A 13,633-nucleotide genomic window follows, 5' to 3' on the forward strand; every position below is an offset into this window, starting at 1 on the left:
TCGCCATGACCAGGAAGCGATCATGACCTCCTCTCCTCACCTCACTCGTCGTCGTCCGGCCGTCGCGCTCGCCGCCGCGGCCGTGCTCGGGCTCAGCGCGTGCTCAAGCGACGGGGACGCGACCCGCCTCGCGACCGACTCCCACGACGCGGCTGCGACCGACCTGCCCAGCGCGCATGTCCACGGCGTGGCAGTGAACCCCGCTGACGAGCTGGTCTACCTGGCCACCCACGACGGCCTGTTCCGCTACGACGACGGCGGGCCGACCCGCATCGGACCCGTCATCGACCTGATGGGCTTCACCGTGGCCGGCCCCGACCACTTCTACGCCTCGGGCCACCCCGGGCCCGGCGTCGATCTACCGGAGCCGGTCGGTCTGATCGAGTCCACCGACGGGGGCGAGACCTGGCAGCTGCTCTCGCGCCAGGGCGAGTCCGACTTCCATGCCCTCACCGCTTCCCGCTCCGGCGTCGTCGTCGGCTTCGACGGCAGGGCGCTGAGCACCACGACCGACGGCGCGACCTGGCGCGACCTCTCCACGAGCGTCACGCCCCACGCGCTGGCCGGCTCGGAGGACGCAGCGGTGCTGGTGGCCACCCACGAGTCCGGGCCGCTGCGCTCCGTCGACGGCGGCGCCACCTGGGAGCCGGTGGCCGACGCTCCCCTTCTCCAGGTGGTGGACTGGGCCGCGGGCCAGACCGTCGTGGGGGTCACCCCAGACGGCACGGTCGCCGTCAGCACCGATGCCGGCGCCACGTGGGAGGAACAAGCCCGCGTCTCCGGCTCGCCCCAGGCAGTCGGGGCCAACGCCACGGCCGAGGGCGCACTGCGGGTCCTCGTCGTGACCAGCGGCGGAGTGCACGACTCGACCGACGGCGGCGAGACCTTCGCCCCGCTCGCCTAGGCGCGGCGGTCATGGAGCTCCTGACGCCGGCCCTGCAGGCCGTGGGCTTGTTCATGGTGACCAACATCGACGACATCATCGTGTTGTCGTTGTTCTTCGCCCGAGGAGCCGGGAGCCGCGGCCTCACGGCGAAGATCACCGCCGGTCAGTACCTCGGCTTCGGCGGCATCCTGGCCGCCTCCGTGCTGGTCGCCCTGGGGGCCAGCGCCTTCCTGCCCGAAGAAGCGATCCCCTACTTCGGGCTCGTCCCCCTGGCACTCGGCCTGCTCGCGGCCTGGCGCGCGTGGCGCGGTGAGGACGATGACGACGACGACAACGGCAGGACCGTCAGCGTGCTCACCGTCGCGGCGGTCACCTTTGCCAACGGCGGGGACAACATCGGCGTCTACGTCCCGGTGTTCGTCACCGTGGGCACCGCCGGGATCGTGGCCTACTCGGTGGTCTTCCTGGCCCTGGTCTCCGTACTCGTCATCGCAGCCAGGTTCGTCGCCACCCGTAAGCCGGTCGCTCGGGTGTTGGAGCGTTGGGAGAGCGTCCTCTTCCCGCTCGTGCTGATCGGCCTGGGTGTGGTGATCCTCGTCGAGGGCGGAGCCTTCGGCCTGTGACCGGCCGCAGGGTCGACTCCGACGTCCGGGTGGTCGGTCCTTGCCACGAGGTTGCGCCGCACTATCATCGCCGCATGTCGATGAAAGCCCCGGAGGGTGTTGCACCCGACGTCCCTCAAGTAGAGACCGCCGGCCTCTCGCCGGCGGCCTCGTTGTTCCACAGCCTGTCGGACCCCACCCGCCTGGCGATCCTGCGCCACCTGAGCCTCGGCGAGCACCGCGTGGTCGAGTTGACCAAGCACCTGGGGCTGGCGCAGTCGACGGTCTCCAAGCACCTGGCCTGCCTGCGCGACTGCGGCCTCGTCGAATCCCGTCCGCAGGGGCGCGCGTCGATGTTCTCGCTGACCACGCGCGACGAGCTGCTCGAGCTGCTGGCTGCCGCCGAGCGGCTGCTGGCCCTCACCGGCGATGCCGTCGACCTGTGCCCCACCTACGGAGCGGAACGCCGCGAGGAGACCCACAACTGATGAGCGAGAGCACCACCACGGCCCTCAGCCCCGCTGAGACCGAGCGCCTGACCAAGCGAGGACTGCGCCTGGCACAGTTCACCGTCGTCTACAACGTCGCCGAGGGCGCCATCGCCATCACCGCCGGCATCCTCGCCGGCCTGGTGTCGCTGATCGGCTTCGGCTTCGACTCCGGTATCGAGTCCGCCGCCTCGGTGCTGGTGGGCCTGCGCCTGGCGGCGCGGCTGCGCCACGGCGAGGCGGACGAGGCCAAGGAGCGCCGGGCCCTGAAGGCCGTGGCGGTCACCTTCTTCGTGCTCGCCGCCTATGTGATCGTCGAGGGCATCCGCAGCCTGGTCGGCGGGGAGGAACCCGACACCTCGATCGTGGGCCTGGTGTTGCTGGCCGCCTCGGTGGTCATCATGCCGCTGCTCGCCCGCGCCAAGCGCCGCGTCGGCGAGGCCCTCGGAGGCGACCGGCTCATCCTGGCCGATGCCGCCGAGACCAAGATCTGCGTGCTGTTGAGCATCTCCACCCTGATCGGCCTCGGTCTCTACGCCCTCGTCGGCTGGACCTGGCTCGACCCCGTCGCCGGCTTCGTCATCGCCGCCTTCGCCATCCACGAGGGCCGCGAGGCCTGGGAGGGCGAACTCGTCGAGGACGACGACGACGACGACGACGACGACGACGACGACTGAGGCTCCTTCGGTGTCCTCAGCTGCAGTGAGCGATCGGCCTAGGCGTAGCCGTACCCGCACGGCTCGCCTGGCCATCGCCGCGACGGCGGTGGCTCTCGCGGCGGGCGATCTGGCGTGCAAGGCCGTGGCCGAGCAGAAGCTCACCGGGGGGCGGAGCGTCCACCTGGGGCTGCTCGACCTGCGCCTGGGCTACAACTCCGGCGCTGCCTTCAGCCTCGGCGCCGGCCTGCCCAGCTGGGTGGTCATCGCGGTGACCGGCCTCATCACCGCCGGGGTGGCGGTCTTCGCCTGGCGGGCAGCGACCGACGCGCCATGGCCCCTGCTGGTGGGGCTGTCCGCGGTGCTTGCCGGAGCCGTGGGCAACCTGGTCGACCGAGCCGGCGACGGACTGGTGATCGACTACCTCCACACCGGGTGGTGGCCCACGTTCAACCTCGCCGACGTCTTCATCACCCTCGGGGCAGCCACCGTGGCCCTCGCCGTCCTGCGTTCCCCGCCCGCTCGGGACTCGGGAGCGTAGAAGCGCTATGGCACCGGGCCTTGGGCGCTCCCGTCCTCCCGTCGTCGATCCCGGCGCCGCGAGTACTCCGCGCCTGCTGCTCGATGCCCGCCGCACCTACCGCGGCGGCCGGGAGGTCATCGCTGCTTGGCAGCGCGCCCGCCTGGCCGCCGCGGTGGCCTTCGCCCGCGGCCACTCGCCCTACTACCGCGAGCTCTACGCCGGCCTCCCCGAGCGGGTCGAGGACGCCTCGCTGCTGCCGGTGACGACCAAGGCCACCTTGATGGGCCGCTTCGACGACGTCATCACCGACGCGCGGGTGAGCCGCCAGGGGGTCGAGGACTTCGTCGCCGATCCGGCGAACATCGGCGTCGACTTCGCCGGCTCCTACACGGTGGCCACCACCTCGGGGACCACGGGCACCCGCGGGCTGTTCGTGATCGACGGCGCAACGATGAGCGTCGTCAACGCCATGGCCGCGCGCATGATCACCAACTGGCTGCGCCCCAACGACGGAGCTCGCATCATCGCCGGTGGCGCACGCATGGCCATGGTCACTGCGGCCGGCGGCCACTTCGCCTCCGCTGCAGCAGCGGCCAGGCTGCGCCGCAGCCGGCGCGGAGCCCGCAGGGTCCGACTCTTTGCCGTGCAGACACCTCTGCCCGAGCTGGTCGCCCAGCTCAACGACTTCCGCCCCGCCATCCTCGCCCCCTATGCCACGACGGCGGCCCTGCTGGCCACTGAGGCCGAGGCCGGGCGCCTGCACATCTCCCCTGCTCTGGTTGCCCTCGCCGCCGAGGGTCTTGCTCCCGGCGAGCAGCAGCGCATCGCCGCCGCCTTCGGGGCCAAAGTCGGCAACTCCTACGCCGCCACCGAGTGCCCGTTCCTGAGCTACAGCTGCACCCACGGCTGGCTCCACGTCAACGCCGACTGGGTCGTCGTCGAACCAGTCGACGCCCAGTACCGCCCCACCGCCCCCGGCGAGCAGTCCCACACGGTGCTCATCACCAACCTCGCCAACCGGATCCAGCCGATTCTGCGCTACGACCTCGGCGACAGCGTGCTGGCCCGCCCCGACCCCTGCGAGTGCGGCAACCCGCTGCCCGCTCTTCGCGTGCAGGGCCGCAGCGCCGACGTGTTGACCTTCACTTCACCCGACGGCTCGGCGGTGACCATCACGCCGCTGACCCTGTCGGCGCTGGTCGAGCGCATCCCCGGCATCGAGGTGGCCCAGATCGTCCAGACCACTCCCGCTGCCCTGCGAGTCCATCTGCAACCCACCGCCGGCGCCGACTCAGACCAGGCGTGGCGCCAGGTGAGCACCGAGCTGACCGCGCTCTTCGCGGCCCACGGCCTCGAGGTCGCACTCGAGCGCGGCGATGACCCGCCTCGGCCCTCGGCTGGCGGCAAGTACCGCCTGGTGCAGCCCCTCCCGCCCCCGTCTCTACCGCCTGGGGCCTGATCGTTCGCCTGGCACGTGAGGAGACGCCCATGCCTGTCATGTCGAGCGCCGAACGGTGGTTCTGCCAGAGCCCGCCGTGGCGCTGGATCGCCGGCCGGCTGATCCTCGGCTGGGCGATGCAAGGGGTGAGCCCGCGCGGTGCGGTGCTCGAACTCGGTGGCGGCAGCGGCGCCATGGCGGCCGCGACGATCCGGCGCCATCCCGGCTGCGCGGTGACCGTCACCGACGTCGATCCCGCCATGGTGGCCGCCGCGCAGCGACGCTTCGCCAACGAGCCGCGGGTCACCGTCCGCCAGGCCGATGCCACCGCTCTGCCCTTCGCCGACGGATCGTTCAACGTCGTGGTCAGCTACCTGATGCTGCACCACGTGATCGCATGGCAGCAGGCACTCGGTGAGGTCCCCCCTGGCGCTGCGGCCCGGGGGGCGCTTCGTCGGCTACGACCTCCTCGCCACACCGCTGACCGAGGCAGTGCACTGGGCCGACCGCTCACCGCACCAGCTCATCGGGCGCCACGAGCTGGGACCGGCCCTGTCGCGGGCCGGCCTTCAGGCCGTCGGGGTCCGCCCGACGATCGGTCGCCAAGCCGTGCGCTTCACCGCCGACAAGCCGCACTGACCCCGCCTCATCGGGCACCATGGCGCCGGGCGCCTCCATCCACGGGCAGCGGGTCGGTCAGACCACCGAGGTGCCCAACCCGGTGGCCGCCAGCCAGGAACGCAGCCACATCATCACGCCGTCCCACCAGCCGGTGACGAGCAGCACGCCCAACACGACCAGCAGCACGCCACCGATGCGCATCACCGTCGAGGCATGACGCCGCGCGAAGGCCGAGAAGGTCAGCGCCCGGCGGGCACCCAGGGCCACGAGCAGGAAGGGCACCCCGAGGCCGACGCAGTAGGCCAGGCCCAAGACGGCGCCGCGAGCCGCCGAGGCCTCGGTGTAGGCCAGGGAGTTGACCGCCGACAGCGTGGGCCCCAGACACGGCGTCCAGCCCAGACCGAACACGACGCCGAGGACCGGCGCGCCCGCCAGCCCCGCCCGCGGACGGTGGTGGAGGCGCCGCTCATGCTGCAGCCAGGGTAAGGCGCCCAGGAAGGCCAGGCCCATGACGATGGTGACGACACCCATGACACGGGTGAGCACGGGCGCCCACTCGAGCAGCAACCGCCCCAGGCCGCCGAAGAGCGCACCGAAGGACACGAAGACGACGCTGAAGCCGATTACGAAAAGCATCGCGCCGGCCAGCACCCGTCGCCGGTCGCCGCGGCGCTCGGTGGACGCTGCGGTCGTCACAGCGCGAGGGCCCGACGACGCGCCCTCGGCCGTCGTCGGCGGTGGAGCAGTCGGGCGCCCACCGGCGTTGGCGCCGGTGAGGCCTGCGACGTAGCCGAGATAGCCAGGCACCAGCGGCAGCACGCACGGCGAGGCGAAGCTGATGAGCCCGACGAGGGCAGCTACCGCTACCGCCAGCAGCAGCGAGCCATCGGTGACGATGCCGGCGAAGGTCGCGCCCAGGTCATCCATGCTCAGGCCTCCTCGGCCAGCAACCCATCGAGGGCGGCGCGCAGGTCCTCGTCCGGCACGGCCGCGACGTAGACCGCTGCTACGCGGCTGCTGCGGTCGAGCAGGATCGTCGTGGGCACCACGTTGGCCGGGAAGCCGCGGAAGGCGAGGGCGACCTCGCCCGCGGGATCGAACAGCGAGGGGTAGGTCGCCCCGACGGTGTCGACGAAGGCCCGCGCCAGCTGGCGCTGGTCCTTCACGTTGACGCCGAGGAACTGCACACCCCGCTCGGCGACCTCGGTGTAGACCGCCTGGAACTCAGGGGTCTGCACCCGACACGGCGTACACCATGAGCCCCAGAAGTTGATCACGACGATGTCACCGACCAGTGAGGCAGAGTCGAAAGCGGAGCCGTCGAGCAGCTCCCCCGTGAACGACGGCGCCGACCGACGGGCCTCCCCGGGGACCAGCTGGCCCAACGGCGTCGCCTCGGTGAAGTCGAACTCGCCGAGCTCAGGTCCCGCGTCCGCACCGGCGTATGAGCCGCCCGAGCAACCGAGCAGTAGAGCAGCCACGCCGGCACCTGCGGCCACCAGCACGCCACGCCGGCTCAGAGTCCTAGGTAACAAGGGTGTGCTCCCACTGCGTAGAGCTAGCCGCTGGTTCAGCGGCACGGACAGCGCCTCCCAGGTCCGCAGGTGCCCCGCAGAGCCATGCTAACATCGCTCCATACCGATGAAAGCGCCGGGATGGCGGCCGGCGTGACCGGTGGTTCCGCGACAAGCGGTGCGTCGGCCGGACACCTCGTCCGCGACGTGGGTCACCAACGACTCCGTGGTCGCGGTTTGTCACAGCGCGATAACAGCCTCTACCGTGGCCGGGTCCGATCGGTCCACACGCCCCTTCCGGGGAGTCCGAGCGGACGCCGCCGAGTCGCCTTCACCGGCGAACCGGGGACCCACTGCAGTACTGGGGTGAATCGCTCCCGGGGAGCCCGATGTCCCGTGGGTGCGCAGGGCGTCTTCCCGCCCGAACCCGTCAGCTAACTCGGTAGGCGGCGACCGGAAGAACGGAGAGCTGCCGCATGGCGCGCCCGAGCCCCGCCGCACCACCACGACGTCTCCAGCCCCTCTGCCGGACCGGGCCGCGCCCGCGCATCTGACCGCTCGCGGCCGCTCTGCGCCGAGCGCCCCATGCAGGCCCATCAGCCCGAGCGCCTCACGCTCGACCGGCCCCCGCCGGTTCCCGTGGAGCACCTGCCTACCGCTCGACGTCCGCGGTCTGCCGCTGCCTCGCCGCTTGACCTCCCCGCAGCCGCGCCCGCGCGCCGCTGTGCCCGAACACCCCGGAGCACCACCACTCATGGACGTCCGCACCACCACCACTGGCCGCGCCGCTGGGCGCCGCGGCCGGACCGCCCGGTCGGTCATCGCCCGCCGCCGTCCCGGCCTCCTCCTCGGTGTCGCCACCGCCGGCGCGGTCCTCGTCAACGTCCTCACCGGCACGGGGCCGGCCGCGCAGGCCGGGGCCGCATCCTCGGAGTCGGCCAGCGTCGCCGAGGCCCTCGGCCTCTCCAGCCAGTCCAGCCCGGCGAATGCCGCGCCGGATCTGGAGCCGCTGCAGGACATGACCGCCAGCCGCAGCAGCCGGGAGGCTCAGGAGAGCGCCGCCCAGCAGGCGCAGGCCGCCGCTGACCAGGCTGCGGTCGAGCGACAGCGGGCCGAGGCCGAGGCCGCCGCCCAGGCCGAGGCCGCCGCTCGGGCCGAGGCCGCCGCTCGGGCCGAGGCCGCCGCCCAGGCCGAGGCCGCCGCCCAGGCCGAGGCCGCCGCCCAGGCCGCCGCCGCGGCGTCGGCCCAGGCGGCGTCGGAGGCCCCCGACGAGGAGCCCGGCATCGGTGCGGTGGCCGCCAGCACGGCCGTGACCGCGGTCGCACGGATCACCAACACCGCGGGATCAGCGAAGCCGCAGTCGCAAGCGGCTGCGGACGCTGTCGTCTCCAACGTGCCCGGCGCGGACGGCATCACCATCGGCGGTACCCGGGCCAGTGCGGCCGACCCCGGCGGCCACCCCTCCGGGCTGGCCTTGGACTACATGGTGCTCTCCGACACCGCCCTGGGGAACGCGATCGTGCAGTACCACATCGCCAACTGGGACGCGCTCGGCGTCGACTACCTGATCTACCGGCAGCGCATCCTGCAGTCGCCGGGTGGCTCCTGGTCGACCATGGCCGACCGTGGCAGCGCGACGCAGAACCACATGGACCACGTCCACGTGAACTACCAGTGATCCCCGCCGGGGACCGCACGCCGTCCACGATGTCCGGCCGGTGATCCTGGCCAGGAGGTGACCCTCCGGATCGCGCGCACGGGATCTGGCCCGCGGTGCGCGCACGTCGACGTATCCCCTCCTCCCGCGTCCTGCCGGCCCCGGCCCTGCGCCCACTGCGGCGCGCGCCTCGCGCCGATCGCTTCACCCGCAGGCCAGGGGCTGACCGGTCGGGTGGCGGTCCAGGTGAACCAGGGCCGGCCGAGATCGTCGGTGGTGATCTCGGGACCGGTCACGGTCAGCGTCGACCAGTCCAGCAGCCCCGGGTCTCCGGCGTCGAGCACCCGGTGGCGGAGCGCTGCCCGCAGTCCCGCGGTCGCCCGGCCGAGGTTGTCGTAGGGCAGCGACGTCGACGCCTGGTAGGCCACGGTGCGCATCGTCCCTGGACCGCCGCACTCTCGGCACGGTTCGGTCACGTGCTGTCACACCAGAGGGTCGGTGCGCGTGGCCCGCCGGCGCCGGCGGCTAGACCCGTCCGCGTGACCGTCCCCATCCGCCTGCTGGACGAGCGCCGCTTCGACCCGCCCCGCGACGTCGAGGTGCACAACGACGGCCGGTGGTGGTCCGGCCACCAGTCGGCCTGGCGTCTGTGCGACGACGGGTTCGGCTGGCGTGCCGCGGTCACCTGGCGGCAGCTGCACGACTACGGCTGGGGCCGCCACCTCACGAGCGTGCCGCCGGATCGGGTCCGCATCAGGACGCGGTGAGGCACTGCCACCCGCGTCCACGGAGCGAGCATGTCGGCCGCCCGGGGCGTCGACAGGCCGGGCCGTCCACCCGCCAGCACCAAGGCCCCCCGGCAGGGAGGAACGTCCACGGCACGGGCGGCCCGCTTATTTGTTGGTCGTAAGTTGGTCGCGGACCCGGGCTCGAGATGCCCTGCACGACGCTGACCTGCGGTGTTGCTCCCCCGATTGGACTCGAACCAATAACCCTGCGATTAACAGTCGCATGCTCTGCCAATTGAGCTACGGGGGACGGGCGGGGACGACCCGCGCGCCCGTCGAGAGTACCGCACGGCTCCGGACGTCCCGCGGAGGCTCCTCCGATCGCGGACGGCAGCGTCCGCCCGTAGCGTGATCACCCGGTCCGTGTCTGTCTCGAACCCGGAGGTCCCCGTGGCCAAGTTCTCCTTCCTGCTCGGCTTCGGTGCCGGCTACGTGCTCGGCGCGAGGGCCGGCCGCGAGCGCTACGAGCAGATCGTCGGCCTGTGGTCCGACGCCAAGGACAACCCGCAGCTGCAGGGCCTGGCCGGCATGGCACAGGCCCGCGCCGACGACGTCGTCAGCTCGGTGAAGTCGAAGATGGGCCGCGACACCGGAGCCGACAGCGACGGCGCGCTCAGCGCCCGCAGCACCGGGACCACGACGATCCCGCCGGCGACGACGACCGAGGCGCCCGACCTGACCGCGCTGCCGGCGGACCCGCCGCCCGTCGGCTGAGCCGCACCGCCGGGCGGCCGGGGCGCACTCAGCCCGGCTGCTCGGCGGCCAGCGCCTCCTCGAGCTTCGCCCGGGCGGCCGCCCGCGCCCCCGGGTCGCCGCGGTCGGCGTCGTCGTCGAACACGACCGTCCACTCCCGCGCGGCCTGACCCGGCACGCGGCGCGCCACCAGCAGCACCCCACCCCCGCCGGGCAGCGGCGAGCGCCGGCTGGCCACCACCGTCTCGTCCACCCGGCGGCGCACCACGGCCGGCAGGTCGCCCGCGTCGGCGAGCGCGTACCGCTCGGCCGCCTCGCGGGCCTGCACCCCGGGCTCGACCTCGGTCAGCGCGGTCACGGTGAACGAGCCGCCGCCGTCGTTGGTGGCCGCCCAGCGGGCCGCGCCCACCTCGTGCCAGCGCAGCACGCCGACGTCGCCGGCCTCGCCGAGCGACAGGTCGGCCGGCACGACGCGCAGGCCCCGGCTGGTGGCCACCAGCCAGCCCCGCTCCCGCACCAGCGCGCCCCACGCGAGCACCCGCTCGTCCGGGTCCGGGGACGCCTGCACGACGGCGCGCACCGGCTCCGGCGGGCGGGTGAACCGGCGGCGCAGGTGCGCGGCCAGCCTCACTCGGCCAGCCCGCCGATCGCCCGCTTGCGCAGCGAGATGGCCTTCTGCTCCAGCTCCATGAGCGAGGAGAACAGGCGCATGTACTCGTCGCCCTGCTCGACGGGGTTCATCCGCTGCAGCCGGCCCTTGATGCCCCCGACCTGCCGGTTGGTGTGCATCTCCTCCAGCCGGGCGAGCACCGCCGCCACGTAGCCGGCGTCGGCCTCCCCCACCGACCGCAGCGGCTCCACCGCCAGCGCGGTGAGCTGGGCGCGGGCGGTCTCCCGGTCGCAGTGCGCGGCCACCTCGTCCAGCCACGCCGGCCCGGTGACCGTGGCCGCCGCCGCGCCCCCGGCCTGCGCCACGGCCGCCGCGACCGCGGCGTGGTCGGGATCGGTGAAGGCGTCCACCGGCACCGCGTCGAACGACGGGCCGGCGACCTCGGGCACCTGCAGCGCGGCCTTCAGCGCCTCCCGCTCGACGGCGAGGGCGGCGTCGTCGGGCGTGCGCCGCGGGGTCCGCGGGCGGCGCGGCGGCGCGGTGTCGCCCCCGGTGACCCGGCGCACCCGCTCGAGCACCTCGGCCTCGTCGGTGTCGCCGATCAGCCCGGCCAGGCGCCGCGCGTACGCCGGGCGCAGCGCGTGGTCCTTGACCTGGGCCAGCAGCGGCGCCGTCCGGTCGAGCGCGGCGACCCGCCCCTCGACGGTGTCGAGGTCGTACTCGGCGAGCGTGGTGCGCAGGACGAACTCGATCAGCGGCGTCCGGCGGGCCACCAGGTCGCGGACGGCGGCGTCGCCGTGCGCCTGGCGCAGCTCGCAGGGGTCGCGCCCGTCGGGCTCGACGGCCACGAAGGTCTGCGCGACGAAGCGCTGGTCCTCCTTGAACGTCTTCATCGCGGCGGCTTGGCCCGCGGCGTCGCCGTCGAAGGTGTAGACGACCTCCCCGCGGAACTCGTCCTGGTCCATGAGCAGCCGGCGCAGCACGCTGATGTGCTCGGGCCCGAAGGCGGTGCCGCACGAGGCGACGGCGGTGGTCACGCCGGCCAGGTGGCAGGCCATCACGTCGGTGTAGCCCTCGACGACGACGGCCTGGTGCTTCTTGGCGATGTCGCGCTTGGCCCGCTCGATGCCGTAGAGGACGGTGCTCTTCTTGTACAGCGGCGTCTCGGGGGTGTTGAGGTACTTCGGCCCCGGGTCGTCGTCCATGAGCTTGCGGGCGCCGAAGCCGATCACGTCACCGGTGATGTCGCGGATCGGCCAGACCAGCCGCCGGTGGAAGCGGTCGATGAGCGTGCCGCGCGAGCTCTCCTTCGCCAGGCCGCCCGTGACCAGCTCCTGCTGGCTGTACCCCTTGCCCCGCAGGTGCCGGGTGAGGGCGTCCCACCCGGCGGGCGCGAAACCGCAGCCGAAGTCGAGCGCCACCTGCCGGTCGAAGCCGCGGTCGGCGAGGAACTGCCGGGCGGGCGCGGCGTCGGGGCTGCGCAGCTGCTCGGCGTAGAAGGCCGCGGCCTCGGTGTTGGCCGCGACGAGCCGGGCGCGCTGGCCGGCCTGCGGGCGGTCGGGCGCCGCGGTGGGCCGGCCGCCGTCGTCCTCGTACTTGAGGTCGATGTTGGCGCGCCCCGCCAGCCGCTCGACGGCCTCGGTGAAGCTCAGGTGGTCGATCTGCTGCACGAAGCTGATGACGTCGCCGCCCGCCCCGCAGCCGAAACAATGGAAGAGGTTCCTCGCCGGGGTGACGTGGAACGACGGCGACTTCTCGTCGTGGAACGGGCACAGGCCCTTGAGGCTGCCGCCCCCGGCGCGCTTGAGCTGCAGGTGCTCGCCGACCACCTCGTCGATCCGGCTGCGCTCGCGCACCAGCGCGATGTCCGCTGCCCGGATGCGTCCCCGGCCGGCCATGGGCCCCCTCCGTCGTGCTGCTCGCCGGGACGCCGGCGGGCGTCCCGCACCGATCATCCCCTCCCGCGACGACGGGGCGGTGACCCGTGTGGACTCAGCTGCTCCCCGCCGCGGCCCCGCCGGCGACCGCGGCCCCGATCGCCGCGCCGTACGTGCGCCGCTGCAGCACGAGGACCAGCCACAGGAGGAACACCTGGGCGTCGAGGGGCACGTCCTCGCCGGCGGTGAGCGTCGGCCGCGGCGACCAGCCGCCCGTCGTCCCGCTCTCGGCGACGGTGCGCTCCCCCGCCGTGAACCGGTAGGTGCCCTGCCACCACGAGGCGGGGGCGACGTCGACGACGGCGCCCTCCAGGTCGGCGCGCCAGGTTCCCCGCCACACCGACACCTGCTCGGCGCGCAGACGGGCGGCGTCCTCCGGCTCGGTCGCCCAGCGGCCGACGAGCGCGCCCCCCTTCCGCCGCTCGAGGACCCACTGCCGGTCCCCCACGACGGCGGCCGAGCCCTCCTTCCAGAAGTCCGTCGACCGCAGCCGGCCGACCGGCTCCCCGTCGCGCAGGACGGGCACCTCGCCCCGCTCCGCGCCGGCGGTCCCGGCCCTCCCCAGCTCCAGCACGCTGCCTCCCGCGGTGTCAGCCGATGCCCGGCGCCCCGGCGACGCTCTCCCCGGTCACGCGGTAGAGCAGGTAGGCGGCGGTCTCCCTGAGGATGTACCGGAACTGCGTGCCGCGCGTCTGCACGGCCGGCCCCTGGCGGGTGGGTGAGCTCTCCGCGGTCATGCCGGCGTCCTCGGCCATCCGCTCGGCGCGCATCGCGTGCCACGGGTCGGTGACCAGGACCGCGCTGGACCACCCGCGCTCCGCGAACGCCGCGCCGACCGCGCGCATGCTCTCCAGCGTGTCCACGCCCTCGGGCACCGCGAGCAGCGCGTCCTCCGGGACGCCGGCGGCCCGCAGGTAGTCGCGGCCTGCCTCGGCCTCGGTGAACTGGTCGCCGGCGGCCTTGCCGCCCACGGTGACGACGACGGGCGCGACGCCGTCCTCCCACAGCGACAGCGCGTGCTCCAGGCGCGCCTCGAAGATCGACGAGGGGACGCCGTTGTACTGCGCCGACCCCAGCACCACGATCGCGTCCGACGCCGGCCGCGCGTCCTGCCGGGCGGTCCACCAGATGGCCACCGCCGTCGATCCGACCAGGAGCAGGCCGGCCAGGACGGCCGCGGCGAACACCCGCGTCACCAGCGCCCCGACCCGTGTCACCGG

Annotated in this window: 17 protein-coding genes, 1 tRNA gene, 1 pseudogene and 1 riboswitch; of the genes and pseudogenes, 11 read left to right on the top strand and 8 right to left on the bottom strand. The window is 73.6% G+C overall.

Translation table 11 applies throughout. From position 1 onward, the window contains the following. Positions 1-22: 22 nt before the first annotated feature. From WA616_RS07195 to WA616_RS07225, 8 genes and pseudogenes are all read left to right on the top strand, one after another. Positions 23-904 (top strand): F510_1955 family glycosylhydrolase, encoded by an 882-nt coding sequence (locus WA616_RS07195; RefSeq protein WP_336028599.1) that lies wholly within the window; start codon positions 23-25, stop codon positions 902-904. An 11-nt stretch (positions 905-915) separates the two neighbouring features. Beyond that, positions 916-1,509 (top strand): cadmium resistance transporter, encoded by a 594-nt coding sequence (locus tag WA616_RS07200; RefSeq protein WP_336028600.1) that lies wholly within the window; start codon positions 916-918, stop codon positions 1,507-1,509. A 74-nt stretch (positions 1,510-1,583) separates the two neighbouring features. Further along, a complete protein-coding gene (locus WA616_RS07205; protein WP_336028601.1) occupies positions 1,584-1,976 on the top strand; it encodes an ArsR/SmtB family transcription factor in 393 nt (130 codons plus the stop codon). Further along, complete coding sequence (locus WA616_RS07210; protein WP_336028603.1) at positions 1,976-2,653, top strand: cation diffusion facilitator family transporter; 678 nt, start codon at positions 1,976-1,978, stop codon at positions 2,651-2,653. The genes WA616_RS07205 and WA616_RS07210 overlap by 1 nt, the downstream gene beginning before the upstream one ends. Before the next feature lie 25 nt (positions 2,654-2,678). Further along, positions 2,679-3,173, top strand: a complete 495-nt coding sequence (gene lspA / locus WA616_RS07215; protein WP_336028604.1) for a signal peptidase II — start codon at positions 2,679-2,681, stop codon at positions 3,171-3,173. Between the two features lie 7 nt (positions 3,174-3,180). Next, entirely contained in the window at positions 3,181-4,614 is a 1,434-nt protein-coding gene (locus tag WA616_RS07220; RefSeq protein ID WP_336028606.1) for a phenylacetate--CoA ligase family protein, read from the top strand. 116 nt (positions 4,615-4,730) lie between these two features. Beyond that, positions 4,731-4,955: pseudogene (locus WA616_RS24470) on the top strand (class I SAM-dependent methyltransferase); the annotation flags it as partial. 52 nt (positions 4,956-5,007) lie between these two features. Continuing rightward, positions 5,008-5,232, top strand: a complete 225-nt coding sequence (locus WA616_RS07225) for a hypothetical protein (protein ID WP_336028608.1) — start codon at positions 5,008-5,010, stop codon at positions 5,230-5,232. Positions 5,233-5,289: 57 nt separating this feature from the next. Here WA616_RS07225 and WA616_RS07230 read toward each other — a convergent pair whose 3' ends face one another. After that, entirely contained in the window at positions 5,290-6,141 is an 852-nt protein-coding gene (locus WA616_RS07230; protein WP_336028609.1) for a cytochrome c biogenesis CcdA family protein, read from the bottom strand. 2 nt (positions 6,142-6,143) lie between these two features. Beyond that, the gene (locus WA616_RS07235; protein ID WP_336028610.1) at positions 6,144-6,695 is read right to left on the bottom strand and encodes a TlpA family protein disulfide reductase; all 552 of its coding nucleotides are present in this window, start codon (positions 6,693-6,695) and stop codon (positions 6,144-6,146) included. A gap of 341 nt (positions 6,696-7,036) precedes the next feature. Then, positions 7,037-7,192, top strand: a riboswitch (cyclic di-AMP (ydaO/yuaA leader). A 290-nt stretch (positions 7,193-7,482) separates the two neighbouring features. On the opposite strand from WA616_RS07235, the gene WA616_RS07240 reads away from it, so the two are divergent. Further along, a complete protein-coding gene (locus WA616_RS07240) occupies positions 7,483-8,406 on the top strand; it encodes a hypothetical protein (RefSeq protein ID WP_336028612.1) in 924 nt (307 codons plus the stop codon). Here the strand turns inward: WA616_RS07240 and WA616_RS07245 are convergent. Then, entirely contained in the window at positions 8,397-8,813 is a 417-nt protein-coding gene (locus tag WA616_RS07245) for a hypothetical protein (protein WP_336028614.1), read from the bottom strand. The two genes, WA616_RS07240 and WA616_RS07245, sit on opposite strands and share 10 nt — an antisense overlap. 111 nt (positions 8,814-8,924) lie before the next feature. Between WA616_RS07245 and WA616_RS07250 the strand changes: the two genes are divergently transcribed. Then, positions 8,925-9,152 carry a hypothetical protein gene (locus WA616_RS07250; protein ID WP_336028615.1) on the top strand — a complete coding sequence of 76 codons (228 nt, stop codon included), beginning with the start codon at positions 8,925-8,927 and terminating at the stop codon, positions 9,150-9,152. A 198-nt stretch (positions 9,153-9,350) separates the two neighbouring features. Here WA616_RS07250 and WA616_RS07255 read toward each other — a convergent pair. Beyond that, positions 9,351-9,423 (bottom strand) — tRNA-Asn (locus WA616_RS07255). A 140-nt stretch (positions 9,424-9,563) separates the two neighbouring features. Here WA616_RS07255 and WA616_RS07260 point away from each other — a divergent pair. Beyond that, complete coding sequence (locus WA616_RS07260) at positions 9,564-9,887, top strand: hypothetical protein (RefSeq protein ID WP_217651137.1); 324 nt, start codon at positions 9,564-9,566, stop codon at positions 9,885-9,887. Between the two features lie 28 nt (positions 9,888-9,915). Here WA616_RS07260 and WA616_RS07265 read toward each other — a convergent pair whose 3' ends face one another. The 4 genes from WA616_RS07265 to WA616_RS07280 all read right to left on the bottom strand — a co-directional run bounded on the left by WA616_RS07265 (position 9,916) and on the right by WA616_RS07280 (position 13,630). Further along, a complete protein-coding gene (locus tag WA616_RS07265; RefSeq protein ID WP_073419210.1) occupies positions 9,916-10,497 on the bottom strand; it encodes a hypothetical protein in 582 nt (193 codons plus the stop codon). Further along, the gene (dnaG, locus tag WA616_RS07270; RefSeq protein ID WP_336028618.1) at positions 10,494-12,374 is read right to left on the bottom strand and encodes a DNA primase; all 1,881 of its coding nucleotides are present in this window, start codon (positions 12,372-12,374) and stop codon (positions 10,494-10,496) included. Before dnaG ends, WA616_RS07265 begins: the two co-directional genes overlap by 4 nt. A 94-nt stretch (positions 12,375-12,468) precedes the next feature. Beyond that, positions 12,469-12,987 (bottom strand): hypothetical protein, encoded by a 519-nt coding sequence (locus WA616_RS07275; RefSeq protein ID WP_336028619.1) that lies wholly within the window; start codon positions 12,985-12,987, stop codon positions 12,469-12,471. 16 nt (positions 12,988-13,003) lie between these two features. Beyond that, on the bottom strand, positions 13,004-13,630 hold the full coding sequence (locus WA616_RS07280) for a YdcF family protein (protein ID WP_336028620.1): 627 nt from the start codon (positions 13,628-13,630) through the stop codon (positions 13,004-13,006). Between the last annotated feature and the right edge of the window lie 3 nt (positions 13,631-13,633).

It is taken from the genome of Geodermatophilus sp. FMUSA9-8, from assembly GCF_037034165.1.
Classification (GTDB): domain Bacteria; phylum Actinomycetota; class Actinomycetes; order Mycobacteriales; family Geodermatophilaceae; genus Geodermatophilus; species Geodermatophilus nigrescens.

Excerpts from the sequence above, each read along its gene's own strand:
- dnaG (WP_336028618.1), bottom strand. The coding sequence starts at position 12,374 with ATGGCCGGCCGGGGACGCATCCGGGCAGCGGACATCGCGCTGGTGCGC.
- WA616_RS07240 (WP_336028612.1), top strand. The coding sequence starts at position 7,483 with ATGGACGTCCGCACCACCACCACTGGCCGCGCCGCTGGGCGCCGCGGC.
- WA616_RS07205 (WP_336028601.1), top strand. The coding sequence starts at position 1,584 with ATGTCGATGAAAGCCCCGGAGGGTGTTGCACCCGACGTCCCTCAAGTA.
- WA616_RS07220 (WP_336028606.1), top strand. The coding sequence starts at position 3,181 with ATGGCACCGGGCCTTGGGCGCTCCCGTCCTCCCGTCGTCGATCCCGGC.
- WA616_RS07210 (WP_336028603.1), top strand. The coding sequence starts at position 1,976 with ATGAGCGAGAGCACCACCACGGCCCTCAGCCCCGCTGAGACCGAGCGC.
- WA616_RS07200 (WP_336028600.1), top strand. The coding sequence starts at position 916 with ATGGAGCTCCTGACGCCGGCCCTGCAGGCCGTGGGCTTGTTCATGGTG.
- WA616_RS07195 (WP_336028599.1), top strand. The coding sequence starts at position 23 with ATGACCTCCTCTCCTCACCTCACTCGTCGTCGTCCGGCCGTCGCGCTC.
- WA616_RS07230 (WP_336028609.1), bottom strand. The coding sequence starts at position 6,141 with ATGGATGACCTGGGCGCGACCTTCGCCGGCATCGTCACCGATGGCTCG.